The 25,348-nt window shown below is 49.3% G+C and carries 28 protein-coding genes; 2 read left to right on the forward strand and 26 right to left on the reverse strand.

Going from position 1 to position 25,348, the window contains the following annotated elements; translation table 11 throughout:
- Positions 1–12: 12 nt before the first annotated feature.
- The 19 genes from BLQ36_RS07200 to BLQ36_RS07290 form a co-directional block, all read right to left on the reverse strand.
- On the reverse strand, positions 13–822 hold the full coding sequence (locus BLQ36_RS07200; protein ID WP_074514929.1) for a TlyA family RNA methyltransferase: 810 nt from the start codon (positions 820–822) through the stop codon (positions 13–15).
- Positions 822–2,708, reverse strand: coding sequence for a 1-deoxy-D-xylulose-5-phosphate synthase (gene dxs, locus BLQ36_RS07205; protein WP_074514931.1), 1,887 nt, complete (start codon positions 2,706–2,708; stop codon positions 822–824). The genes BLQ36_RS07200 and dxs overlap by 1 nt, the downstream gene beginning before the upstream one ends.
- A 15-nt stretch (positions 2,709–2,723) precedes the next feature.
- The gene (locus BLQ36_RS07210) at positions 2,724–3,605 is read right to left on the reverse strand and encodes a polyprenyl synthetase family protein (protein WP_074514932.1); all 882 of its coding nucleotides are present in this window, start codon (positions 3,603–3,605) and stop codon (positions 2,724–2,726) included.
- A gap of 3 nt (positions 3,606–3,608) precedes the next feature.
- Positions 3,609–3,848, reverse strand: a complete 240-nt coding sequence (gene xseB / locus BLQ36_RS07215; RefSeq protein ID WP_074514933.1) for an exodeoxyribonuclease VII small subunit — start codon at positions 3,846–3,848, stop codon at positions 3,609–3,611.
- Between the two features lies 1 nt (position 3,849).
- The gene (gene xseA / locus BLQ36_RS07220) at positions 3,850–5,070 is read right to left on the reverse strand and encodes an exodeoxyribonuclease VII large subunit (RefSeq protein WP_074514935.1); all 1,221 of its coding nucleotides are present in this window, start codon (positions 5,068–5,070) and stop codon (positions 3,850–3,852) included.
- A 61-nt stretch (positions 5,071–5,131) separates the two neighbouring features.
- Positions 5,132–5,563: a transcription antitermination factor NusB gene (gene nusB, locus BLQ36_RS07225; RefSeq protein ID WP_074514936.1), complete on the reverse strand. Its 432-nt coding sequence runs from the start codon at positions 5,561–5,563 to the stop codon at positions 5,132–5,134.
- A gap of 25 nt (positions 5,564–5,588) precedes the next feature.
- Positions 5,589–5,834, reverse strand: a complete 246-nt coding sequence (locus tag BLQ36_RS07230; RefSeq protein ID WP_074514938.1) for a DUF2273 domain-containing protein — start codon at positions 5,832–5,834, stop codon at positions 5,589–5,591.
- A gap of 14 nt (positions 5,835–5,848) precedes the next feature.
- Positions 5,849–6,418, reverse strand: coding sequence for an alkaline shock response membrane anchor protein AmaP (gene amaP / locus BLQ36_RS07235; protein WP_074514939.1), 570 nt, complete (start codon positions 6,416–6,418; stop codon positions 5,849–5,851).
- Between the two features lie 14 nt (positions 6,419–6,432).
- The gene (locus BLQ36_RS07240; protein ID WP_143558701.1) at positions 6,433–6,831 is read right to left on the reverse strand and encodes an Asp23/Gls24 family envelope stress response protein; all 399 of its coding nucleotides are present in this window, start codon (positions 6,829–6,831) and stop codon (positions 6,433–6,435) included.
- Positions 6,832–7,010: 179 nt separating this feature from the next.
- Entirely contained in the window at positions 7,011–7,568 is a 558-nt protein-coding gene (efp, locus tag BLQ36_RS07245; protein WP_033169387.1) for an elongation factor P, read from the reverse strand.
- 112 nt (positions 7,569–7,680) lie between these two features.
- Entirely contained in the window at positions 7,681–8,751 is a 1,071-nt protein-coding gene (locus BLQ36_RS07250; RefSeq protein WP_074514942.1) for a M24 family metallopeptidase, read from the reverse strand.
- A 56-nt stretch (positions 8,752–8,807) separates the two neighbouring features.
- Positions 8,808–9,245 carry a type II 3-dehydroquinate dehydratase gene (gene aroQ / locus BLQ36_RS07255; RefSeq protein ID WP_074514943.1) on the reverse strand — a complete coding sequence of 146 codons (438 nt, stop codon included), beginning with the start codon at positions 9,243–9,245 and terminating at the stop codon, positions 8,808–8,810.
- Positions 9,246–9,265: 20 nt separating this feature from the next.
- The gene (locus tag BLQ36_RS07260) at positions 9,266–9,547 is read right to left on the reverse strand and encodes an acylphosphatase (protein ID WP_074514944.1); all 282 of its coding nucleotides are present in this window, start codon (positions 9,545–9,547) and stop codon (positions 9,266–9,268) included.
- A gap of 96 nt (positions 9,548–9,643) precedes the next feature.
- Positions 9,644–10,876 carry a peptidase U32 family protein gene (locus BLQ36_RS07265; protein WP_074514946.1) on the reverse strand — a complete coding sequence of 411 codons (1,233 nt, stop codon included), beginning with the start codon at positions 10,874–10,876 and terminating at the stop codon, positions 9,644–9,646.
- A 22-nt stretch (positions 10,877–10,898) separates the two neighbouring features.
- Positions 10,899–11,507, reverse strand: a complete 609-nt coding sequence (locus BLQ36_RS07270) for an O-methyltransferase (protein ID WP_074515030.1) — start codon at positions 11,505–11,507, stop codon at positions 10,899–10,901.
- A gap of 32 nt (positions 11,508–11,539) precedes the next feature.
- A complete protein-coding gene (gene mltG / locus BLQ36_RS07275; RefSeq protein ID WP_318260943.1) occupies positions 11,540–12,652 on the reverse strand; it encodes an endolytic transglycosylase MltG in 1,113 nt (370 codons plus the stop codon).
- A 72-nt stretch (positions 12,653–12,724) separates the two neighbouring features.
- Positions 12,725–13,045, reverse strand: a complete 321-nt coding sequence (locus BLQ36_RS07280; protein WP_074514947.1) for a DUF1292 domain-containing protein — start codon at positions 13,043–13,045, stop codon at positions 12,725–12,727.
- Between the two features lie 77 nt (positions 13,046–13,122).
- On the reverse strand, positions 13,123–13,539 hold the full coding sequence (ruvX, locus tag BLQ36_RS07285) for a Holliday junction resolvase RuvX (protein ID WP_180364840.1): 417 nt from the start codon (positions 13,537–13,539) through the stop codon (positions 13,123–13,125).
- Positions 13,536–13,790: an IreB family regulatory phosphoprotein gene (locus tag BLQ36_RS07290; RefSeq protein WP_074514949.1), complete on the reverse strand. Its 255-nt coding sequence runs from the start codon at positions 13,788–13,790 to the stop codon at positions 13,536–13,538. Before BLQ36_RS07290 ends, ruvX begins: the two co-directional genes overlap by 4 nt.
- Positions 13,791–13,990: 200 nt before the next feature.
- Between BLQ36_RS07290 and BLQ36_RS07295 the strand changes: the two genes are divergently transcribed.
- A complete protein-coding gene (locus BLQ36_RS07295; protein ID WP_074514950.1) occupies positions 13,991–14,428 on the forward strand; it encodes a hypothetical protein in 438 nt (145 codons plus the stop codon).
- Between the two features lie 2 nt (positions 14,429–14,430).
- Here BLQ36_RS07295 and BLQ36_RS07300 read toward each other — a convergent pair whose 3' ends face one another.
- The 4 genes from BLQ36_RS07300 to recG form a co-directional block, all read right to left on the reverse strand.
- Positions 14,431–14,913 (reverse strand): hypothetical protein, encoded by a 483-nt coding sequence (locus BLQ36_RS07300; protein WP_074514952.1) that lies wholly within the window; start codon positions 14,911–14,913, stop codon positions 14,431–14,433.
- A 105-nt stretch (positions 14,914–15,018) separates the two neighbouring features.
- Entirely contained in the window at positions 15,019–16,056 is a 1,038-nt protein-coding gene (locus BLQ36_RS07305; RefSeq protein ID WP_074514953.1) for an aspartate-semialdehyde dehydrogenase, read from the reverse strand.
- A gap of 34 nt (positions 16,057–16,090) precedes the next feature.
- Entirely contained in the window at positions 16,091–16,885 is a 795-nt protein-coding gene (gene dapB, locus BLQ36_RS07310) for a 4-hydroxy-tetrahydrodipicolinate reductase (protein ID WP_033169378.1), read from the reverse strand.
- 114 nt (positions 16,886–16,999) lie between these two features.
- Positions 17,000–19,066, reverse strand: a complete 2,067-nt coding sequence (recG, locus tag BLQ36_RS07315; RefSeq protein WP_074515033.1) for an ATP-dependent DNA helicase RecG — start codon at positions 19,064–19,066, stop codon at positions 17,000–17,002.
- A gap of 134 nt (positions 19,067–19,200) precedes the next feature.
- On the opposite strand from recG, the gene BLQ36_RS07320 reads away from it, so the two are divergent.
- Positions 19,201–20,067 carry a Cof-type HAD-IIB family hydrolase gene (locus tag BLQ36_RS07320; protein ID WP_074514955.1) on the forward strand — a complete coding sequence of 289 codons (867 nt, stop codon included), beginning with the start codon at positions 19,201–19,203 and terminating at the stop codon, positions 20,065–20,067.
- Positions 20,068–20,124: 57 nt separating this feature from the next.
- Here BLQ36_RS07320 and BLQ36_RS07325 read toward each other — a convergent pair whose 3' ends face one another.
- The 3 genes from BLQ36_RS07325 to thrC form a co-directional block, all read right to left on the reverse strand.
- Entirely contained in the window at positions 20,125–21,717 is a 1,593-nt protein-coding gene (locus BLQ36_RS07325) for a DUF4127 family protein (RefSeq protein WP_318260950.1), read from the reverse strand.
- A 141-nt stretch (positions 21,718–21,858) separates the two neighbouring features.
- A complete protein-coding gene (gene pckA / locus BLQ36_RS07330) occupies positions 21,859–23,475 on the reverse strand; it encodes a phosphoenolpyruvate carboxykinase (ATP) (protein ID WP_074514957.1) in 1,617 nt (538 codons plus the stop codon).
- A gap of 278 nt (positions 23,476–23,753) precedes the next feature.
- Positions 23,754–25,241, reverse strand: coding sequence for a threonine synthase (gene thrC, locus BLQ36_RS07335; protein WP_074514959.1), 1,488 nt, complete (start codon positions 25,239–25,241; stop codon positions 23,754–23,756).
- Positions 25,242–25,348 lie beyond the last annotated feature (107 nt).

The following is a 25,348-nucleotide window of genomic DNA, read 5'->3' on the forward strand; positions in this document are numbered from 1 at the left end:
CACAATTACTCCTTATTTATCCAGCGCTCCATGCGCCTCAGCCACAACCGTTACGAGGCGCTCCTCGGTTACGGTATCCTGCTGGCCTTTATCCTTGGTCAACCGGATGAGATACTCGATATTCCCCTCCGGTCCCTTTACGGGTGAAAAGGTAAGTGCCATGGGTACAAAACCCAGTTCCCGGGCAAAGGCCGTAACGGTGCGGATTACATTTTCATGAACGGCCGGGTCACGTACTACGCCCTTCTTGCCGACAAACTCCCGGCCTGCCTCAAACTGCGGCTTGATAAGGGCCACCAATTCCCCCTCGTCCTTGAGCAACGAAAAGGCTACGGGCAGAACTTTGGTCAGCGAGATAAAAGCAACGTCAATGGAAGCAAAGTCCAGCAGCGTCCCGATATCTTCCGGCGTCACATTGCGGATATTGGTGCGCTCCATATTGACCACGCGGTCATCGGTGCGCAATTTCCAAGCCAACTGACCATAACCCACATCGATGGCAAATACCTGAACCGCACCATTTTGCAACATGCAGTCCGTAAAGCCGCCAGTGGAGGCACCAATATCGGCGCAACGACGTCCCTCAAGAGCAACGCCAAATTCCTTCATGGCCTTCTCAAGCTTCAAGCCACCACGGCTGACATAGGGAATATCATTGCCCAACAGGCGAATTTCCGCCTCAGGCTTTACCGTTGCTCCGGCTTTATCCACCTTCTGATTATCCACCAGGACTTCGCCTGCCATAATCATGCGTTTCGCCCGTTCACGGCTGCCGGCTAATCCCTTTTCTACTAATAAAATATCTAATCGTTGTTTTGCCATTATTGTAATCGTTCCTTTACTGCTGCTGCCAGCTGCTGGGGCGTAAGGCCACAGAGTTCCAGCAGTTCCTTCGGCGTTCCCTGTTCGATAAACTTATCTGGAAGCCCTAAACGAAGAAGTTTTACTTTGTCCGAAAGCCCCTCATCCATCAGATACTCGGCCACTCCTGAGCCAAAGCCCCCCACCAAAGAATTTTCCTCCACGGTAACTAGCAGCTGGCGCGAAGCCATCTGCTTGATGACTTCGGTATCCAAGGGTTTGACAAAGCGCATATTGACCACTGAGGCAGAAATGCCATCGGCGGCCAAAATTTCTGCCGCTTCCTCGGCCTGGTGAACCATGGGGCCAACGGCCAAAAAGGCCACGGTATCATCAGCAGCCGTCTTGACAATTTCCGCTTTGCCCACTGGCACCTCAGCAAAATCTTCCCGAAGGGGCACACCAAAGCCAGCGCCCCGTGGATAACGGACAGCCGTAGGGGAATCCATCTCCACCGCAGTTGCCAACATGTCCCGAAGTTCTGCTTCATCTTTCGGCACAAAGATTGTCATATTCGGCATGTGGCGAAGATAAGACAGGTCAAAGGCGCCATGATGAGTGGGGCCATCGGCCCCCACCAGACCAGCCCGGTCAAGGCACAGGGTCACCGGCAGATTCTGCAGGCAGACATCGTGCAATAGCTGGTCATAAGCCCGCTGGGCAAAGGTGGAATAAAGGGCCACCACCGGATGGCGACCGTCAGCAGCCATACCAGCAGCCAGCGTAACGGCGTGTTCCTCGGCAATGCCCACATCGAAGAACCGACCCGGGTAGACTTCCCCAAAAGCTTTAAGCCCCGTACCCGATGGCATAGCTGCCGTAACTGCGGTAATATTGGAATTCTTATCCGCCAGCTCTATTAAGGCCTTGCTGAATACCGACGTGTAGCTGGGTGCTCCCCCTGCTTTCTTCGGGCACTCACCAGTCTGGCGGTCAAATATACCAATGCCATGGAACTTGTTGGGATTATTCTCTGCTGGCAGGAAGCCCTTGCCTTTCTTCGTATGAATGTGAATGAGCACTGGCCCATCAAGCTCTTTGGCCCGGCAGAACATTTCCTGGAGCAGCGAAATATCGTGACCGTCCAGCGGTCCAATGTAATGAAAGCCGATTTCCTCAAAGATACTGCCCGGCACCAAGGCGGAACGAACGCTATCCTTCACAATCTGTGCCGTCCGATAAGCCTTGTCCCCAATATGAGGAATGCTCATAAGCAGATTTCCCACATCTTTTTTGGCTTTGTTATACTGAGGGGCCGTGCGGATACGAGAAAGATATTCGCTCATGCCACCGACATTCTTATCAATGGACATTTCGTTGTCATTTAGAATAACAATGAGCTTCTTGCCCAGGTCACCGGCTTGATTCAGAGCTTCAAAAGACTCGCCGCCGGTCAGAGCCCCATCGCCAATAACCGCAATGACTTCGTTGCGGCGGCCACAGAGGTCACGGGATATGGCCATACCCAAGGCTGCAGAAATCGAAGTACTGGCATGGCCAACGCCAAAGGCATCATACTTCGATTCAAAGCGATTGGGAAATCCCGTGATTCCCCCTAACTGACGCAGGGTGTGAAAACGCTCCCGACGCCCCGTCAGGATTTTGTGGGAATAGGCCTGATGGCCCACATCCCAAACCAATTTATCCTGGGGAAAATGGAATACGCTATACAGGGCCAGGGTGAGTTCCACCGTTCCGAGACTCGGTGCCAGATGTCCGCCATTTTCCGATACGGTATCGATGATAAAACCGCGCAGCTCACGCGCCAGTTCCTCAAGCTCCGAGAGACTGTACTTCTTTATATCTTCCGGGTTATTGATTTTATCCAGCAGTGGATATGCATTCATGCCAAGCACTCCCAATCATTTATTACGGTCGACCAGATAAGAAACGAGCTCACGCAGGAAGTCCGCCTCAGGACCGAAATCCTTCAAGGCTGCCACCGCCTCTTCCACCGTTTCCTGGGCCAATTTCTTGGCTTCCGCCAGCGAAGTCAGGGTAACATAGGTGGATTTATGATTTTTCTCATCACTGCCCACCGGCTTGCCAATCACAGCCTCATCGCCGACAACATCAAGAATGTCATCGGTAATCTGGAAAGCCAAACCAAATTTATCTGCATATTCCGTCAAGGCAGCTAGCTGGGCTGACGTTGCCCCAGCCAGAATTGCACCGCTGCGGATGGCCGCCCGGAATAACGCACCGGTTTTTCCCAGGTGTACAAGCCGCATGGTGTCCATATCAATCTGTTTGTTTTCTGACTCCATATCAAGGGCCTGTCCGCCTACCATGCCATCCGGACCGGCAGCGATGCTCATCTCCCGGACAACCTTTACCAGCGTTTCCGCATCGACGCCTTCCTGGCGCAATATTACCTCAAAGGCCAAGGTCAGCAGCGCATCACCGGACAACGTTGCCATACCAGCACCATAGACCTTATGGTTGGTAAGCTTGCCACGGCGATAGTCATCATCATCCATGGCCGGCAAATCATCATGAATCAGGGAATAGGTATGAATCATCTCAATGGCAAGACCCGTTTTGAGGAATTTCGTACCATCGACACCCAATGCATCCGCAGCCGCCATCAACAGTACCGGCCGCAGGCGCTTGCCGCCAGCCAACAGACTATACTCCATGGATTCCGTCAGCGTCTTGTCAATAGGCGACTTCTTATTGAGTTCACCAGCCAAAGCAGACTCCACCAATTGCTGTCTTTCTTTCCAGAGTTCCTTGAGCTTCATCGTTTATTCTCCCTCTATCTGCAATTCTTGCTTGATTACTTTCTTATTGTCTTCCCGAACCAAAAGGTCCATAGTCTTTTCCGCATCGGCCAGCGCCTTGAGACAAGTATTTCCCAGCTGGACCCCTTCGGAATAATTTGCCATGAGATCTTTGAGATTGCTGTCGCCCGATTCCATGGAAGCAACAATCTGCTCCAACTTCTCCAGCGATTCTTCAAACGACAATTCCTTTTTTCTTGGCATCTTATTTTCCTTCCTTTCCAGCTTTGGCTTTTGCCGGCACACCTACCACCTCAACGGGAACCTTTCCATCTTGAAGGACCAGCAGCAACTTATCCTTTGGCGCTACATCTTCTACGCTATTCACCAGCTTACCCCCCTTTTCCGCCATGGCGTAACCACGGCGAAGGACCCCGGCAGGATTCATGCCATCCAACCGTTCCAGCAGCAGATTCAAGCGGTGTTTTTTCGTGGTAATGACCTTTTCTGTCAGCCGTTGCAAGTCGCTGAGCACATAGTCAAGCCGCTGGCGGCGGGCCGCCAGCAACGACTGGGGATTCGCCAACACCGGACTGCGCAGACAGGCCTCCAGTCTTAAGCGACGGCTTTCGATTTCCTTTTTCACTTGACTTGTCAAGCGGGCCTGTAGATTTTGGACATGACGTGCTACTTCCCGGCAATCGGGAACCGCAAGTTCCGCCGCATTTGACGGCGTTGCGGCCCGAACGTCTGCCACAAAGTCCGCCAAAGTAAAATCCGTTTCATGCCCCACGGCAGAAATTACCGGAATCTTCGAGGCAAAAATCGCCCGCACCACACATTCCTCATTGAAGGACCAAAGGTCTTCCATGGAACCGCCGCCACGGCCTACAATCAAAACGTCCACCGGACACAATTTGTTGAAAAACTCAATGGCTGACGCTATCTGTTCCGCCGAACCTTCCCCTTGAACCTGTACGGGATGTAGTAGCAGCTGAACCTTAGGCCAGCGATGCTTCGACACGTGATAGATATCCCGTAGCACCGCTCCCGCTAAAGAGGTCACGACACCGATTCGCTTGGGAAATACCGGCAATGGCTTTTTCCAGGATTGGTCAAACAAACCCTCCTCGGTAAGTTTTGCCTTCAACTGTTCAAAGGCCAATTGCAAATCGCCAGTTCCCTCAGGTGCCAAAGAATCCACATAAAGCTGATACGCACCGTCCCGTTCATAAACGGAAATTGTTCCCGCTGCCACGACTTTTAACCCATTGACGGGCTGAAACCGCAGATGCTGCGCCCGGCTTTTAAACATTACGGCTTTTAAAGCCCCGCCGGCATCCTTCAGCGTAAAATAACAATGCCCAGAGGGATAACATTTAAAATTCGAGATTTCCCCGCGAATCATGATGCCCTTGAGCACATTTTCCCGGTCAAACATCCCCTTTATGAACTTGTTCACCTGACTGACAGAATGTATTGCCACCTATTTCCCTCCAGACATACGAAAAAGCCAGACCATTCTTTGGGTCTGGCAGTTCGTTTCATTAGCGCGAAAGCTTCATCATCGCGCCCAGGATTCCATTGACATAGCGGCTGGAATCATCCGTACCGTACTTCTTCGCCAGTTCCACAGCCTCATTGATTGCGATATTTGGCGTAAGCTTCTCCTCCGAGAAATGAATCTCGTAGATGGCAATGCGAACCAAGTTGCGGTCTACCGCTGCCATACGCTCAATCTTCCAATCCTTCGAGCTCTCTGTAATCAAAGCATCGATTGCCTCGATATTCTCACGAGTGCCACGAACAAGCGTCTGCACGTACGAACGGTCGCGAGAGGACATTTTCTCCCCCTCGCTCAGTGCTGTATCGATAGCCAGGGTCTCATACATTCCCTGCTGCTCTTCCGTATCTGCCTGATTTAAATCCAACTGAAAAAGCGCCTGCAGGGCTGCTTCCCTTGCTTGTCTACGACTCATTACTTACCTTCCTCTACCTATAATCTTAATTCCGAAAACGCTCCGACATGTGCAGCACCCTGTCGCTAATACCGCCCAAGACATTCTCCCCCTGGTCCATCTGCGCGCCAATGTAAAGACCAATCAGCCCACAGCAAAGGACAAAGAAGGTATGCCAAAAGCCAAAACAAAGGATTGCGGTTCCCAGGATAATTCCTGCCACAGCCCCCACAGTCTTACCGCGATGCTCCTGCCACAATGCCTGACAGATTGACTTAAACTCCTCTTTCATCAACAGTCACCGCCTTATACGACACGATGCTTTTTTGACGGCTGCGCATCGGAGACATCTTTTATCACAATAGTTACCGGCACATCAGTTAGTGCCATGGTCTGCTCAAGCTGCTGCTGGATGGTAGTGGTGAGTTTTTCCGACAGTTTCGTCACTTCGGCCTCACGTCCAACCACCAAATCAAGATGCAAGGAAAGGTCAGCGCCCTCCTTGCGGTTCTTTGCTTTCACCGTCACGCGGGCATCACGAACGCCGTGGGCCTCACGTGCCAGCCTATCGGTGAAATTGCGCAACGCATCTAATGCCACACGAACTTCTCCTCGCGGACCACTTTCAATGACATACTCACCCTTGCTGGCCACCTTCTCCTTCGAACAGGAAAACACTTGACCAAGGAGCCTCAAACTAATCAGGAGCACCACCACTGCGACAGCAATTGTCTCCTGACGGCCTAAAGCATAGTGAATCGCGTCCAGCCAAACCGCCTCAGGGAGCCATCCAAAAACTGCACCCAAGACCGAAATGGACAGAGCCAGTGTCATCAGAGACAGCAATAAGAGAAGAAATCGATTGATTAACCCCATATCATCAGCCTCTTTTAACGGACACGAACCTCATCTTCATGATTGTCATCTTCTGGGAAACCTACTCCCTGGACATGGACGTTGACCTCTACCACCGAAAGGCCCGTCATCGTCTCAATGGCCTGCTTGACATTTTCCTGGGCAGCCAATGCGATATCCGGAATACGTACCCCGTATTTCACAATGATGTAAAGGTCAACAGCAGCTTCTTTTTCACCCACTTCGACTTTTACACCCTTGGCAAAATTCTTACGGCCAAGCATTTCCGCAATGCCACCGGCAATACCACCGCTCATGCCAGCGATACCTTCTACTTCCGTAGCAGCCAGTCCGGCAATGATGCTGACAACTTCATCTGCAATACGGATAGAACCTAACGTACCGGTTTTCTTGATTTCTTTTTCTTTTTCCATTACGAATCCCTCCAATTTTATGACAGATGCTCTTACTCGAATATTTATACATAATAATATTTTCGCGAAACAGCCATGGGATTCCTGCCAACCCGGAAATAATTACGAAAAAATCATCAAAAAACTGCCGCACCATTTTTCCATGATGCGGCAGTCCAAAGCATCAAATCCCAACAGAATCAAGCACGCTCGATGTAGTTGCCCGTACGGGTATCGATGCGAAGAACTTCGCCTTCGTTGATGAACAGCGGAACACGAACCTCATAGCCCGTCTCAACTTTTGCCATCTTCGTAGCCCCCGTTGCCGTGTTGCCTTTAACGCTCGGCTCGCACTCAATAACCTTGAGGTTAACGGAGTTCGGGAGCTGAATGCCGATGATGCGGCCTTTGAACATCTGGATGGATACTTCCATATTCTCCATCAGGTAGTTCAGGGCATCACCCAGCTGCTCTTTGTTCAGCTCAACCTGCTCGTACGTTTCCGTGTTCATGAACGTGTACATGCCATCTGCCTCATAGAGGAACTGCATGTTCTGGGTCTCAAGATGTGCTGCCGGCATTTTCTCATTCGGGTTGAACGTGCGCTCAACAACAGCACCCGTCTCAACGTTCTTGATTTTCGTGCGAACGAAAGCAGCGCCTTTACCCGGTTTTACATGCTGGAAATCAACAATCTGCCATACGCCACCATCAATCTCAATCGTGAGACCCGTGCGGAAATCAGTACTATTAATCATTAACTTACGCCCTCCAATATATTGCCTTCACGGCATTAATTTCAATGTAACGAATCTATAATAGCATATTTTCAGCTTTTTGAAAAGGGTTCCTGGCCATCTTCTTCTGGAATCAGCCCACTTCGATGAGTTCTTTGCTGGATTTAGTCAGTGGCTCGCAGCCCGTTTCCGTGACCAGCACAGTGTCCTCAATGCGCAGACCACCCCACTCCGGAATATAGACTCCCGGCTCATCGGTAATCAACATGTTTTTCTGCAGGATATAATCTTTTTTTGGCGACATGCGCGGCTCTTCGTGGATTTCCAAACCCAGGCTGTGCCCCAGACCATGACCAAAATACTGTTTCAAGTCATACTTAGCCAGATTATCCTGTACGGCAACGTGAACGGCCTTGCCAGAAACACCAGGCTTAATCAAATCCAACGCCAGCTTCTGGGATTCCAGTACGGCCTCATAAATGCGGCGCTGTTTTTCGTCGGCCTGCCCCACACAAATGGTACGGGTGATGTCCGAATCATAACCGGCGTAAATAGCACCGTAGTCCATGGTCAAGAAATCGCCCTCTTCGATGACTTTCTCCGTAGCGATGCCATGGGGCAGAACGCCGCGAAGTCCTGAGGCCATAATCGTCGTAAAGGACGGGCCTTCCGAACCATTTTCGCGCATGCAGTTTTCTAAATGAGCCGCCACCTGTACCTCGGTCATACCCGGCCGCACGTAAGTCAAAATATCCTTAAAACCAATATCGGCAATTTCACAAGCCTTGCGGATATAGCTGATTTCCTCGGCGTCTTTTATCTGGCGAAGGGTATCGAGGGTGACCGCTGTGGTAAATTCCACACCAGCTAAAAGATTCGTCAAAGTCACAAAGTCAGCATAAATCAGAGCATTGCCTTCAAAGCCGGCTTTCTTGGCCCCGGCCTTTTTCACGCATTCCGCTGTTTTTTTCCACAAACCATCCTTTTGTTCCACAATCTCAAACAGCGGCGCCTGCTGGCTAGCTTGCTCCGTATAACGGTTATCGGTGATGAGCATGGCCTTATCCCGGCTGATGACCAGCGTGGTGTCATCGCCACGGAAGCCGCTAAAGTAATGCAAATTCACATATTTTGTTACCACTATCGCATCCAAGCCATTTTCTTCCATAAGGGCACGGATTGCCTCTAAACGACTCTCTTTCATAAACGTCAACTCCCAACAATAAAAGTAGCCCTCCTCCTTAGAGAAAGGCTAAGGTCTTACTTTTTCAATTTGTAAATAATGGCCTCTAACGCCGCCATATAGCTTTCGATGCCGAGCCCGCATATCTGCCCCATGGCCACAGGAGCCAACACCGAATTGTGGCGGAACTCTTCCCGCTGATGGATATTGGATATGTGAACCTCGATAAGCGGGACATCAATAGCGGCAATCGCATCGCGCAACGCAATGCTGTAATGCGTAAAAGCAGCCGCATTAAAAATGATGTAATCGTAATGATGATTGGCTTCCTGCACCTTATCGACAAGACAGCCTTCATGATTAGACTGATAAAAGTCAATCGTAATTCCAGCTTCCTGCGCACGCGCAGCCATCATTCGTTCGATATCCTTCAGCGTCGTACTGCCATAAATTTCCGGCTCACGCGTCCCCAAAAGATTGAGATTCGGGCCATTGAGCACAAGAACTTTTGCCATCTAACATCCTCCTGTCCGTTTTAATAGCGAACATCAAAACGCTTCTCGCCCTCGACCACCGGCCGTTCTTCGAGACTGAAGCTTTCCACCTTGATGAAGTAATTGCCTTCCCTGATGAAACCTTCCAGTTTATCGATGGCTTCAGGTTCGCCCTGCAGTTCCATCTGGACGGTTCCATCCTCCATGTTTCTTATCCAGCCGGTAACATGAAGATCCATAGCATGCTGTTGAACAAACATACGAAAGCCGACGCCCTGAACGCGGCCGGCAGCGGTACCAAAATAACGAATAGCCAAAATCAACACCACTTTCCAATTTTTTCATAGTATAAACAACATCTACTTCATCATATCATAAACTTATTCAACTTTACAATAAAAATTCAAAAATGTGAAACATTACCGTGCATTTGTTACATCCCGGCGCAAAATCGTATAAGGTTCCACCGGCTGTTCCATCTTCATGCGCAGAATCATCTGAGGATGCGGCGCCACCTCAATATCCTCACCATCCTCGTTCTTCATAGCAGTGATTACCTGACGATAAAGCGGCCCCGTTGGCTGAAAGACTTCAATTTCCTGCCCCAGCTTCATATTATTACGTTGCTCTACTACCGCCCAGCCCGTTGCTTCATCATAGGAACGGACTAAACCGACGAAATCCGACGTCTGGTCGTAGGACGTCTTGCCATAAATCTGATCCTCCGCTGTCGGCTGATGATAATAGAATCCCGTCGTATATGTCCGGTGAGAAACTTTTTCCAATTCCTCCAGCCATTCCTGTTTGACAGTAAAATGCTCCGGGTCATCGAAATAGGCATCAATAGCCAGCCGGTAAGCTTTGACCACACTAGCCGCATAATGAACGCTTTTCATGCGGCCTTCGATTTTCAGACTGTCAACACCACTCTCGATTACATCACGAATATTCGGCATCAAACACATATCTTTGGAATTCATGATATACGTACCACGCTCATCTTCCTCGATGGGGAAATACTGCCCTGGGCGAGTTTCCTCCACCAGCGCGTATTTCCAACGGCAGGATTGTGCACAACTGCCGCGGTTCGAATCCCGGCCGGTGAAATAATTCGACAACAGGCAACGTCCCGAATAGGAAATACACATGGCACCATGCATGAACATTTCCAAATCCACATCGCACTTCTCACGGATTTCCCGCACTTCAGCTAGAGACATCTCCCGGGCCAGCACCACGCGCTTGGCCCCAAGCTTCTTCCAGGCATTAACCGTCGCCCAGTTTGTATTGTTCGCCTGCGTGCTGATGTGAAGCTCCATCTCCGGAATGAGTTCCCGGCACATCATAAAGACGCCAAGATCAGCCACCAGCAGGGCATCGACCTTAATCGCTGCCAGATACTTCAGATAATCCGGCAGACCGATAAGATCCCCATTATGGGGAAAGATGTTGACTGTCACATACACCTTGCGGTTTCGTTCATGAGCAAATTCCACGGCTTCCTTCAATTCTTCACGGCTGAAGTTGCCGCCAAAGGCCCGAAGGCCAAAGGCTTTGCCCCCCAGATAGACAGCATCCGCTCCGTAAAGGATTGCCATCTTCATTTTTTCCAGATTTCCCGCCGGCGCTAACAGCTCAGGCTTTTTTATCATAAAAGGATTCCTCCTAAAAAACTTAAAACGTATCTTTTTTCCGCCGCGTAACCGCCAGCCCATCGCCGTTTTCCATAATTTTCGTGGAATATCCTGGCCGCTTCGTCACCAGCTCAAGATACTCACGCAGTCGCTTCACGATGGTCTTATAGCGCCGCGGCGGTTTCTCCTCCGAGCACACATACCCCCGAAACAGAACGTTATCGGCTAAGATAACCGCCGAATCCGCCAGCAGGGGCTCAATTTTGTGGAAATAGTCCACATACTGCCCCTTGGCCGCATCGATGAAAACGAAATCAAAGGGAGCATCCTTAGCGGCTTCTCCCGTTAACAGTTCCCCGGCATCACCGCTAAGAATGCGGATGCGGTCGGCATAAGGGGAACGGGCAATATAAGAGCGGGCTGTATTCACCCGCTCTTCACTGAGTTCCATGGTTGTGATGGTTACATCCTCGGCACTGTTTGCGGCAATCTGCAGGGTAGAATAACCAATCGCCATGCCGATTTCCAGCACGCGATGGGGTTTCTGTTCCCGCACCACCTGCAAAAAGGCCTTGCGCCCCCGCTCATTGATTATGGGCACATGATTTTCCGCGGCATATTGTTCCATTTCCCGGAACAGCAATTCCATATCTTTCAAAACTTACTCCTGCCTTTGCCTCATCAACGCACTTGATTGACGATAACCTGATGGTCTGCATAATTCGTCGAATAGTGATTGTGACCTTTGCGGTCTGCTACGAAATACAAATAATCGGTATCCGCCGGATAGAGCACCGCCTTAATGGCCGCCATGCCCGGGCTGGCGATGGGTCCTGGTGGCAGTCCGCGATGCAGATAAGTATTATAGGGCGATTCGATTTTCGTATCCTTAATCGATACATCCTCTTTGGGGGCATCCAGCAAATACTGCAAGGTCGTGTCCGATTGCAGTGGCATGCCAATCTTCAGCCGCTTAAAAAACACCTGAGCAATAATCGGCCGGTCCTCGGCGTAAAGGGCCTCTTTTTCCACCAACGATGCCAGGGTGATAAGATCAAAAATCGAAAGATTCATCTCCCGAGCCCGGGCGCGAAGCTCCGGCGTCAAACGGGTATCAAAATCCTCAGCCATCATCTTCATGATGGATTCCGGCGTAGGGTCTTCATGGAGTTCATAGGTATCAGGAAAAAGAAATCCCTCGCAGGCATAGCGAATATCTTCCTTGCGCTCGATATAATCATAAGGCGCGTATTTTTTCGCTTTCGCTAAAAATTCCTGCTCATCCACCAGCCCCTCATCGGCTAGCCGCTTGGCGATTTCTTTGACCCCAAACCCTTCCGGAATCGTGAACTTCACTACGGTGGTATCCCCGGAAACCAGCTTGTGCAGCACTTCCTCCGCCGACATATTCGGCTTCATGGCATATACGCCAGACTTAAAATGGCTGGCCACATCACTGGTCTTCACCTTCCACCAAAAGGAAAACTTACTTTCCAGGACACCATGCTTTACCAATTCATCCCCAATATCACTGGCACTCATTCCCGGTTTTACTGAAACATAAATCGGCTGATCCGCAGAAATCGACGCCCGCGGGGTAGAACTACTGCAGAAGATGGCCGTACAAACTCCTACGAAAACTAACAGTACCAGCACCGCTGCTACTGCCCAGCGTTTCCAAGTCATCGTGTCACTTGCCGCAGCCAATTTATCCGTCAGCCAATCCCAACTGTCTTCATGGTCCGACAACCACTTCTGCACGCTCTCCTGCCGGCCCTTGAACTTATCCCACACAGTAATCTCCCCATTCCTCATAAAATACGAAAAAGCTGCCATACCCGACTGGATGGCAGCCCTCTAACAGGATTAGTCCTGCTCAGCTTCGTCACACAAAGCGTCATAGGCCTTCTGAACCGCTTCGAACTCTTCGTCCGTCGGCTCAATATATTCTTCTTCGCCGTCCTCACCCACAACGATTTTCGCAATCAGGACGTCTTCATCGTCGCAACCGCAACCGCAGCCACAGCTGTGGTCGTGTTCATCCTCTTCGTTATGCAAACCGATGAGCAGTGCGTATTTTTCATCACCTACTGGAATGATCATCTCTTCCTCGTAGTAATATTCATTGCCCTGATCGTCCGTCATAACGACAACCATGTTCTCTTCATTCATCTCTTTATCTGCCATAGAAATCACCTCTCAAAATAAAATTATCTCTTAGCATTTTAGCCTATTACCAGAAATCTTGTCAAGCATTACTCCCCTTAACGGAGGCTGTCCAAGTATCCCTGCAGGATAAAAACTGCCGCCATCTTATCAATGACCTTCTTGCGCTTCTTGCGAGAAACATCCGCTTCAATCAGAGACCGGGAAGCCGCCACCGTAGAAAGGCGCTCATCCCAAAAGGTAACCTCCACCTCAGGATAGGCCTCCTGTACCTTTGCCATAAATTCCTTCACAATGTTGCAGCGTTCGCCCTCTGAGCCATCCATATTCTTGGGCAGCCCCGAGACAAGCGACTTGGTCTCGTACTGTTCCATGAGCTCCCCTAACCGCTTTAAGTCATCTTCCTCTTTGCGACGGCGAATTGTCTCAACCCCCTGCGCCGTAAGGCCCAGCAAATCACTAACAGCAATGCCAATTGTCCGGTCACCAATATCTAGCGACATATATCGTTTCATTTATCTTTTTTCTCCAAATAAGCACGTACCAACTCTTCTAGCAATTCATCGCGTTCTAGCTTGCGAATCTGACTGCGGGCATCATTATGGCTCGTCACATAAGCCGGATCACCGGAAAGCAGATAGCCAACGAGCTGATTGATGGGATTATAGCCCTTCTCCTCCATTGCCTTGCAAACGTTGCGGATAATCGTCTCGGCTTTGTTCTCATCATTGCCGAATTTAAACATCATAGTTTCTTCGCTTACCATATCTGAATACCTCCCGAATATGTTTTCGCATTTACTATTGTATCATACTCTTGCCATATTTTCCTAAAATTTTTCTGAAACAGGACCATAAACTCCAGCAAAATTATTTTATTTATATCATATTCTAAAAATTCATGATATAATAGAATAAATAAGATTTTCTATCCGCAAGGATGCCAGGGAAGGACGGTGTCTCTATCATGAATAAAACCAGAAAACCACATTTGCATAACTGCCCACTATGCGGCCGCTTGTTTATGGATACCGGCCTAGGGTCATGTTCGAAGTGCTACGAAGAAACACGTGAGACGGAAAAACGTGTCATTGAATACGTCCGTAAATATCCTCACTCCACCGTCAAAGAGATTTGCGATGAAACCGGAACGGACGTAAAGCTCGTAACCCAAATGGTACAGCGCGGACAGTTTTATACCGACGGCATCAAGTACCTCTACCCCTGCAGCCGCTGCGGCAAGCCAATCAACCGGGGCGTTTATTGTTCCAAATGTATCGGCCGACTAAACAAGGCTATCAAAGAATGCAACGACCGCGCCAACGATAAAAAAATGCAGGAAGAAGACGCGAAGAAAAAAAACCGGCGTCCCCGCATTCATTGGATAGAATCGACCAAGAAATAGGGTCACAACAATATGTCGTTTTGCTGTAACCCCATAACCCGCTGAAGATCTTCCATCAAAAGACCTTCTAACTCATACATATCGAGCTGTGGATGTAGTGCCTGTAGGATCTGCCAAGCTGTCTGCTGCAGAACATCATACATAGGAGAATCCATCAGCTCATGAAATTCTGCTAATTTTTCCAGCAAGCGCTGGTATTCATCTTCAGAAAAAACTACTGCCCCATCAATAATGCGATCAACTTCTAAACGCAACCGCGTTTCCGGCTTATTTGACAAGTCAATTTTTGACTTGTCATTTTTTTGCGCTAATTTCTTGATACACGCCTCGGTTTCCGCCTCTGGGATATCAAGAATACTGCCAATCCGTTCCGCATAATAACGATGGATTGCCGCCACTTCCTGCTGTTCCTCATCAAACGAATAATCCACCGCCTGATTGAGGGCTTCCTCATAAAGCCCTTTGATGTACTGCTCTTCTTTCAAATCTATCAACCTCTTTCCTTTGCCATATCACAGTATATCATATTCAAAAAAATACCGTTTGTCCTATCGTCGACAAACGGTATTTGCTCTGCAATTATGGAAAGCTTATTTTTTAATCATATCATGTGCAATCATGTATTCAGCAATCTGCAGCGCATTGAGAGCTGCCCCCTTACGAATCTGATCGCCACAGCACCAAAGATTCAAGGCATTCTCACAGGAATAGTCCTTGCGGATGCGTCCTACCTCGACGTCATCCTTCCCTGACGTGAAAAGCGGCATTGGATATTCCTGCTCATCCGGATTATCATTCACCACAGCTCCTGGGAAAGCATTGATTGCCTTGCGGGCAGCTTCGACGCTGACTTCCTCCTCGAACTCAATGTTGACCGACTCCGCATGGCTGCGATATACCGGTACACGAATCGTCGTAGCCGTAACGCGAATGTCCGGGTCATCGAGAATTTTCTTCGTCTCGTTGACCATCTTCATTTCCTCTTTCGTGTAGAGGTTGTCCTGGAATACATCAATCTGCGGGATAAGGTTAAACGCAATCTGATAATGCTTTTTAAGCGCTGCTCCCGGCAGAATATTGGCCGTTACCTCGCGGCCGTTTACGATGTCGTCCACCTGCTGCTCAAGCTCAGCCATAGCCTCTTTGCCGCCGCCAGATACTGCCTGATAGGTGGAAACCACCACACGCTTGATTTTCGAAACATCATAAAGCGGTTTGAGTGCCATCAGCATGATGATTGTCGAGCAGTTCGGGTTGGCAATAATCCCCTTATGTTTGGCAATTGCCTCCGGATTGACTTCCGGAACGACCAAGGGAACTTCCGGATCCATGCGAAAGGCACTGGAATTATCGATAACTACTGCACCTGCATCTACTGCCGGTTTCGCAAAAACCTTGCTGGCACCGCCACCAGCAAACAAAGCGATATCAACACCTTCGAAAGAATTTTCCGTTGTCTCCTCAACTGTATACTCTTTGCCCATGAACTGGATTTTCTTACCAGCACTGCGCTTTGACGCCAACATTTTGAGATTAGCAAAGGGGAAGTTACGTTCTTCAATAAGATTGAGGAATTCCTGGCCAACGGCACCCGTAGCACCCAGAATGGCAACATTGTATTTTTTCATGTAAATTCTTCCTTTCGATGTTTATTTCAACTATTTAGAATTCAAGCAGCTGGTCCAAGCCAATCGTAAGTCCGCTCAATCCACGAACTTTCTTCGCTGCCAGGCAAACTCCCGGCATAAAAGATTCGCGATTCAACGAATCATGACGAATGGTAAGCGTCTGCCCCAATCCGCCAAAAATGACTTCCTGATGAGCCACGTACCCCGGCAGACGAACGCTATGGATATGCATGCCTTCATAGTCAGCGCCACGCGCCCCGCTGAGTTTTTCCTTCTCTTCAGGATGACCCTGTTTGTGTTCTGCCCGGACTTCGGCAATCATTGCCGCCGTCTGGATGGCAGTTCCCGATGGAGCATCGAGCTTGTTGTCATGATGGAGTTCAATAATCTCTACATCCGGCATGTATTTTGCCGCCTGTTTGGAAAGAACCATCAGCAAAACTGCACCAATGGCAAAATTCGGTGCAATAAATGCCGGAGTGTTATTTTCTTCCGCCGCCTTGCGGATTTCGCCTTTCTGCTCCTCCGAAAGCCCCGTGGTACCGACTACCGGCGATACCTTATGACGAAGTGCCGTCATAACATTATCATAAACGACATCCGGACGGGTAAAATCAATCATGACCTCCGGCTGAAGACGTTCCAAAGCAGCAGCAAGGTCGGTTTCCACCAACACACCACTAGCCGGCAAACCAACGAGGGTTCCCGTATCGGCACCACCATGAATGTCACATGCCCCCACCAGCGTCAAGTCTTTATCTTCCTGAACTGCTTTGAGAACCGCCTGTCCCATACGTCCACAGGCACCATTAACGAATACTGTAGTCAAGCTATGCGCCTCCTAGAAATTTTTACGCACAAAAGATGTGTATATTGTATATCATGTCCGCCAATTATGTCAAGATGTTCGCGACAAAAAGACGGATTTCTACCTTAAAATGTATCATGTATCCGTAATATTAAGAAATTGCTGTTGATACTGCAACGCCAAAACCGGCAAAACAAAACGGACATCTTCCCTATTTTCCATGGTTTCCATCGCTGCCCTACGGGCTGACAACAGGATATCCATATCCTTTAGAACATCAGCAATCTTCAAATCTGGCAGGCCATGCTGCATGGAACCGAAAAATTGCCCTGGGCCACGAAGCTTCAGGTCTTCCTCCGCCAGTTTAAAACCATCGGTAGTTTCTGCCATAATACCTAGGCGCTCCTTGGCATTTTCGGTTTTCATCTCCGAGACCAGAATGCAGAAGGACTGATATTTCCCACGACCGATACGCCCGCGCAACTGATGCAGCTGCGCTAACCCAAATCGCTCCGCATTCTCGACGACCATAATACTGGCATTGGGTACATTAACCCCGACTTCGATAACCGTCGTAGATACCAGCAATTTTATCTTGTCGTCATAAAAATCCTGCATGACTTGTTCTTTTTCTGCCGGCTTCATCCGGCCATGAACCAAGCCCACCGGCACATCGCGAAAAATACCATACCGCAATTCATCATAGATTTCCTCAGCTGACGGCAGCGGACTTTCCTCATTCATCTCGATAAGCGGACAAACCACATACGCCTGCCGTCCCGCTTGAAGCTGCGACAATACATATTGATATATGAGTTCCCGGCGATCCGGGCGGCGCACGAAAGTGCGGATTGGCTGACGTCCTGGCGGCAGCTGCTTGATAAGGGATACATCCAAATCGCCATAAACCGTAAGCGTCATCGTCCGCGGAATTGGCGTTGCTGTCATGACCAACACATCCGGCATAAGACTTCCCTTTTTCTCCAATTCGGCCCGCTGGGCGATGCCAAACCGATGCTGCTCATCGGTTACCACCAAACCAAGCTTTGAGAAATGAACCCCCTCCTGAATTAAGGCATGGGTTCCAATAACGATATCGAGCTCGTGATTTTCAATGGCTCCATACATCGCTTCCCGTTTTTTCTTGGTAAGCCGCCCCGAAAGGAACCCAATGCGGATGCCTAAAGGCTCTAACTGGCGGCAAAAGCCCTCATAGTGCTGGCTGGCCAAAATCTCCGTAGGAGCCATCAGCGCTCCTTGATACCCATTTTCCACAGTCTTAACTAGGGACAACATGGCCACTACGGTTTTGCCAGAGCCCACATCCCCCTGCACCAGGCGCCGCATGGGAATCGGGCTTTCCATATCCCGGCATATTTCCTGCCACACCTTGGACTGATCCTCCGTAAGGGTAAAGGGCAGGTTGTCCTCGAGTTTTCGCACCAGTTCACTGTTTAGCAAATGGCGGATTCCCTTTTTCTTTTCCCGGGACTGTTTCTTTAGGACCATAAGGCCACACTGAATCAAGTAGAGTTCCTCAAAGGCCAGCCGGTTGCGCGCCGCCTTTAATTCGGCAAAATCTCTGGGAAAGTGAATCTTATAAAAGGCCTCCCGGCGCGCCAGCAAATGGAAACGTTCCCGGATTCCTTCTGGAATCACTTCCGGCAGATCGAAGTCTTCCTGCCAAAGCCCGGCGATAATCTTGCGGAAAAATTTTTGTGGCAATTTATCGGTGGCTGGATAAACGGGTAAAATCCCACACATCGCCTCGGGACTTTCTTCGTCCTCTAAAATCTGAAACCCCGATAACTGGCTCATGGCAAACTGGCCTCGGCCGCCATAGGCGTACTCCGCCTTGCCCGTCACAAAGACCCGCTTGCCGGTCACCAGTTTTTTCTTGAGGAATTTCTGATTAAACCAGGTCACCTGCAAGAATCCTGTGCCATCGCCAATAAGCGCCGTCAATATCGTCATCCCCCGGCGTCCCGCCTGCCGCTCGGTTACATTCATAATAACGCCAGCAACGGTCTCACGCTCTCCGGGCTTTAACGCCCCAATTTTCGTTAGGACGCTTTGGTCCTCATATGTTCGCGGAAACCAGGTCAGCAAATCATAAACGGTGCGAATCCCCAGACGATTGAGTTCCGCCTTCTTTTTCGGTCCAACGCCCCTCACATATTGAATGGAATCTGTCAGTTTCAATGTCATCACCTAAAACATTCGTTTGTACTCTTTCATTCTACCAAAAACCATCTTTTCCCACAATGGCAAAACCTGTGCAATACCTTGCTATCCATGCTCCCTGTCTTTATAATAATAACGACAGGAGGGTTCAAATGATTCGATTAATTGCTACCGATATGGATGGTACCCTGCTTGACGGCAACCATCAGATATCACCGGAAAACATCGCCGCTATCCGCGCTGCCCAGCAGCAGGGAATAAAATTTGTCATAGCCACCGGCCGCATTATGGCCGATGTCCAAGCTTTCATCGAAAGCTATGGTCTTGCCCCCTACTATCTAACGATGAACGGTGCCGAGCTTCATGCTCCTGACCATCAACTGCTTCACTCTGCCTACATCGACCATCAGCGAAGTCAAAAGATATACGAAATCATCACCCAGTTCCAGCACTTCAATCTGGAAATCTACACCGACCAGGGCCATTTTAGTGCCAACTCCCGGATGAAAACCTATCGCGGCCTTTTAGATCGCATGCGGGAAGTTCGCCCCGGCACCAATTTCTTGAAAAATTTTCTCTGGTCCCTTAAAAATCCCCACTTCAAAAAACTTCAATATATAAAGGACTTCCACGAATTCTGGCAAAGCGATATAAACATCGCCAAATTCATCACCTTCAGCCGTGCTCCCGGCCGGTTGGCCGCGCTGGCTGAGCGGTTAGAAAACGAAGTACCAAATCTTGCCATCTCCGCCAGCTTCCGCACCAATATCGAAATCAACGATGCCGCTGCCACCAAGGGCAACACCCTAAAGGTTCTGACCAAAAGCCTTGGCATCGCCGAAGAGGAAGTGCTTGTTTTAGGCGATGGCACCAATGACCTTTCCATGTTTGAGGCCTTCCCCTCAAACGCCACGGCCATGGAAAACGGTGTCGCCAAACTCAAAGAAGCCGCTGCCCATATTACCAAAGACAATCTTCATAACGGCGTAGCCGCCGCCATTCAAACTATGCTTTCTTAAAAAAAAGGATGTATCGAAACGCTCTTGCGTCTTCGATACATCCTTTTTGTCGTTTGCTTAGTAGTTAAAATCCGCTTCAAACATGCGATGCCAAGGAAGGGTTACCTCCATGGTATCCAGCCCCTCATAAGGGGGCAGATTCTTGATGGCAAATTCCCGCATCAGGATATTAATCCGACTGACAATTCCCGGTTCCATATTCCCCATATTGCTGTAGACATCCCAACGGCGGAAACCAGCAATACTCTTGCCCACCTGGGTGCGAACCACCGACTGATAGCCCCAGTCCTCGACATAACGCCGGGTCAGCAGACGATCCGCATCATCGTCGGTCATGCGCCCTGAGAGCAGGCCCGTGGCAATAACAAAGCCCGTGGTATTAGTGGGGGTATTCCAGCCGCCATAGGCCCGAAGCTTATAGAGCAGATTCTCACCATGAAGAGCCTGCATCAGCGCATTGTCGGCACCGTTGGCAAAGGCAATATCGGCAACCCCTACAGCCGTTCCATAACTGAGATTTTTCTGAATCAGCTGGACAAAATATTTCGTCGTTCCACGGTCGCGGCCATCGTTGGCAATGCCATCGCCCACTGCAGTAATCTGATTCGCCTCACCAGTTCGGCCATCGGCATTGGTATTTACCAGCAGGATAAAATCGGCCCGCTTGGGACTGTTCACCACCATGCCGCCAGCGGTGCGAACCGACTGGCGAATGGTCTCATCGATGGGGGTATCGGAATAGCCCGGAATCGTAGCTCCCCCTTTTCCTTCATTATATTGGACGTAAATAAAGGGAATCTGTTTTTCCAAATCGTTAATGGCCCGGCTTAACAGCAACGCTCCGAATTCATCGATACCAGCTAGCACCTGGAAGCGCGTGCTAGGAATATCCTTCCCGTATTGTTCCAGGTTCCGGCCCTCGCGATGAGTCTGGGAAAAATGGGCATTGTCGTCTTTGCCCACCACCAAGTAACTGATAATACCCTTGCGGGTAAGGTCAATCAGCTGTTCATTTACCTTGACGTTCTTCTCGCGCCTTTCGCGCCAGTCCTTCCAGACCTTTGCCGGCACAGCCTGTTCATGAAGCTCCATGGCCTTTTTCTCGATGGGCTCTAACCTCTGCATCTCTTCTTTATCCGCATAAGTCGTAGCCTGAAAGATATCCGCGCCATAATGCTGATAATAAGCCGGTTCGGCATTGCCGGAATAAAGGCCGCTGCGCGGGGTGCGCATCACCGAGCTGAACACATAGAGGTTCAGTTTGGGATTCTCCTGCCGCAGGGTTTCAAAGCGCTTTACCCGCTTAGCCAACGCCTGCTCGGATAATTCATGATTTCTCGATGGTACCAAGCCGCCGTATATCATGGAATCCGAGGAAAACATCGCCCCATCGGCATTTTTTACATTCTGCTCGGCCCACTCCCAAAGTTTTTCTGGATTTCCCGGTTTATCCACACCATCGCTCAAAAGGTTTCGCGGTGGAACAATGACTTCGTAGCCAGCCGCACGCGCCACATCCGCAGTCTCTTCACAGGATATGGGCCGCGTATCATGAGGAATAAAGACCAGTTTCCCCTTAGCAGCCTCCACACTGCCAATCAGAAAGACATGGGCCGCCAGCATTAGGATTCCTCCCAGCACTATCCTCACTAACTTCAAACAATCATCTCCTTCGAACTTATACGAGTATTACTATACCATACTATTGTTGCAATTCGATGAGAAAAATTAAAAAAGGAGTCAAAACCTGACTCCTTTTTCATTAGGTGAAGATGTGTGTAAGAGAATGAATCAGAGCTGTGGGCCAGCAGCGACGAGGGCCTTACCAGCTTCATTCGTCTCATATTTCTTGAAGTTCTTGATGAAGCGCTCAGCGAGGTCTTTAGCTTTTGCTTCCCACTCAGCAGCATCTTTATAGGTATCTTTCGGGTCGAGGATATTCGTATCTACGCCCTCGAGTTCCGTCGGAACTTCCAAATTGAACATCGGGATTTTCTTGGTCGGTGCTTTCTTGATAGCGCCGCTATGGATAGCATCGATAATGCCACGGGTATCTTTGATGGAGATACGTTTGCCAGAACCATTCCAGCCCGTGTTGACCAGATATGCTTTCGTGCCATTAGCTTCCATCTTCTTAACGAGCTCCTCAGCATATTTCGTCGGATGGAGTTCGAGGAATGCCTGCCCGAAGCAAGCGGAGAATGTCGGCGTCGGCTCCGTGATGCCGCGCTCCGTACCAGCCAGTTTAGCCGTGAAGCCGGACAGGAAGTAGTACTTCGTCTGCTCCGGAGTCAGAATGGAAACCGGCGGCAGTACGCCGAATGCATCAGCGGAAAGGAAGATAACGCTCTTAGCGGCCGGAGCAGCACTGCGGTCGTTAACGAAGCCTTTAACCGTGCTCTTGATGTGGTCGATTGGGTAAGATACACGCGTGTTCTCCGTGATGCTCTTATCCGCAAAGTCGATGTTGCCTTTGTCGTCAAGGGTTACGTTCTCAAGCAGAGCGTTGCGTTTGATGGCGCCATAGATATCCGGCTCCGATTCCATATCCAGATTGATAACCTTTGCATAGCAACCGCCTTCGAAGTTGAAGATACCTTCATCATCCCAGCCGTGCTCGTCATCACCGATGAGGAGACGTTTCGGATCCGTGGACAGCGTCGTTTTACCCGTGCCGGAGAGGCCGAAGAAGATAGCCGTGTTCTGGCCCTGTTTATCCGTATTAGCGGAGCAGTGCATAGCAGCAATGCCTTTGAGCGGGAGGAAGTAGTTCATCATGGAGAACATACCCTTCTTCATCTCACCGCCATACCAGGTGTTGATGATAACCTGCTCACGTTTCGTGAGATTGAAGGCAACAGCCGTCTCCGAATGGAGGCCCAGCTCTTTGTAGTTTTCAACTTTAGCCTTAGAAGCGTTGTAAACAACGAAATCCGGTTTGAAGTTTTCCAGTTCCTCAGCCGTCGGTTTTACGAACATGTTCGTAACGAAATGAGCCTGCCAAGCAACTTCCACGATGAAACGTACAGCCATGCGCGTATCTTTGTTAGCGCCGCAGAAAGCATCAACAACATAGAGTTTCTTGTTGGAGAGCTCTTTCTTGGCGATTTCTTTGAGAACATCCCAATTCTCTTCGGACAGACGATGGTTGTCGTTGTGGTATTCTTCCGAATCCCACCATACCGTATCATGTGCCGTAGCATCATCAACGATGTATTTATCTTTTGGGGAACGGCCCGTGAAGATACCCGTCTTAACGTTTACTGCACCCAGTTCCGAAACCTGACCAACCTCGAAGCCTTCGAGACCAGCCTTCGTTTCCTCTGCGAACAAGGTTTTGTAAGACGGATTGTGGATGATTTCCGTTGCGCCCGTGATTCCATACTGACTAAGATCGATGTTTGCCATTTTACATTCAACCTCTTTCATAAATTGTTTAAATAATTGAGTGACTTTGTCATAATTTTTCATATGCCCTGTCACGAGTATTATATTAGCTTATTTTTCCATAAATGTCAACTATTTATTTACCAAAAGCTTTAAATTTTTATTTATCACAATTATTTGTCAAAACTAAAGAATAAAATAAAACACAACAAAAACATTTATTGTTTCCGTTGTGTTTTATAAAAAATCGATTTTCCGTAAATTTTTGGCGTTTTACTACCGATTTCGGCTATTTTTGATTATCTTGCAGCAAAATCAAGGACAGCCTGTTTCATCGCCGTTACCGCACAGACATCCTTGTGCAACAAAGGCTTCTTGCGCAACGATGCCAGTCCCTGCGGTGTTGGGTCGTCATTGAGTTCTTGCAATTTATCGAGCATTGCAAACTCATCAAGCCCTGTCGTCTCAACCTGAAGAGCTTCCAAAACGCTGCCATTGAATTTATACGGGCTTGCCGTCGATGCAATGACCATGTAATGACGGTCTTTTGTTACCTGTTGGTAGTTTTCGGCCACTTTCCAAGCAACTGCCGTATGCGTATCCGGCACATAGTGTTTATCGGCATAGACACGGCCAATTAATTCTTTCGTATCGTCATCTCCCGTCCAATCCGCCCAGAAGGTCTGTTGGATTTTCTGCAACAGCTCTCCACCGACCTCATAACGGCCGGACACGGCTAGATTCTTCATCCAGCCAGCAACCTTTCCGGTGTCTTCCGTCAGATGGAACAGGAGGCGCTCGAGATTGCTGGAAATCAAAATATCCATCGATGGGGTAATGGTCTTATAGAAATCGCGATTGCGGTCGTAGACTCCCGTACGCAAGAAATCTGTCAACACGTTATTCGCGTTAGAGGCACAAATCAACTTATGAACAGGAAGCCCCATGCATTTTGCATAAAATCCTGCCAGGATATCGCCAAAATTGCCAGTCGGCACCGTGAAGTTTATCGCCTCACCGGCCTCGATCTTGCCAGCTTTCACCAAATCTGCATACGCACTGAAATAATAGACAATCTGTGGTACCAAACGCCCCCAGTTGATGGAATTTGCCGAAGAAAGCTTAACCCCCTTAGTCTCCAACTCCTTGGCAAAGGACTTGTCGCTAAAGATTTCCTTGACACCACTCTGCGCATCATCAAAATTGCCGCGGACTGCCGTTACATTGACATTGCGGCCCTCCTGCGTGAGCATCTGCAACTGTTGGATACGGCTGACGCCACCTTCTGGGTAGAAGACCATAATCTTAATCTGATCGACATCCCGAAACCCTTCAAGCGCGGCCTTCCCCGTATCGCCAGACGTAGCCACGAGAATCAAGACCTCATCCGTTTCCCCCGTCTTTTTAAGGGCTGTGCTCATAAGCTGTGGCAGCAGCTGCAAGGCCATATCCTTAAAGGCACTGGTGGGACCATGCCAGAGCTCCAGCACCCCCATATCGTCAAAAATCTTAACCGGAGCGCGCATGGCAGCATCAAACTTCCCCATGCCATAAGCACGGGTCACGCATCCATTCACTTCTTCTGTCGTATAGTCGGTCAGAAACAAACCGAGAACTTTTGCAGCCCGCTCCTCGTAGGTAAGGTTCTGCAGAGCGGCAATAAAGGCCCCATCAACCTTTGGCAAGCTATCCGGTACAAACAAACCACCATCAGTAGCGAGGCCCTGGATAATCGCCTGCGCGGAATCGAGTTTTACGCCATTGCCTCTCGTACTGCTATACTTCAAATCAACCGCCTCTTTCTTTTCCACTTGCTTCTATACAGATAGCAAACCAATTTACTTCGGACTTTTGTTATCTTTTGCGTCATAAATATAGTTCTAGACTGTATTCG

It is taken from the genome of Selenomonas sp. WCT3 (assembly GCA_900100835.1).
Taxonomy (GTDB): Bacteria; Bacillota; Negativicutes; order Selenomonadales; family Selenomonadaceae; genus Selenomonas_A; species Selenomonas_A ruminantium_E.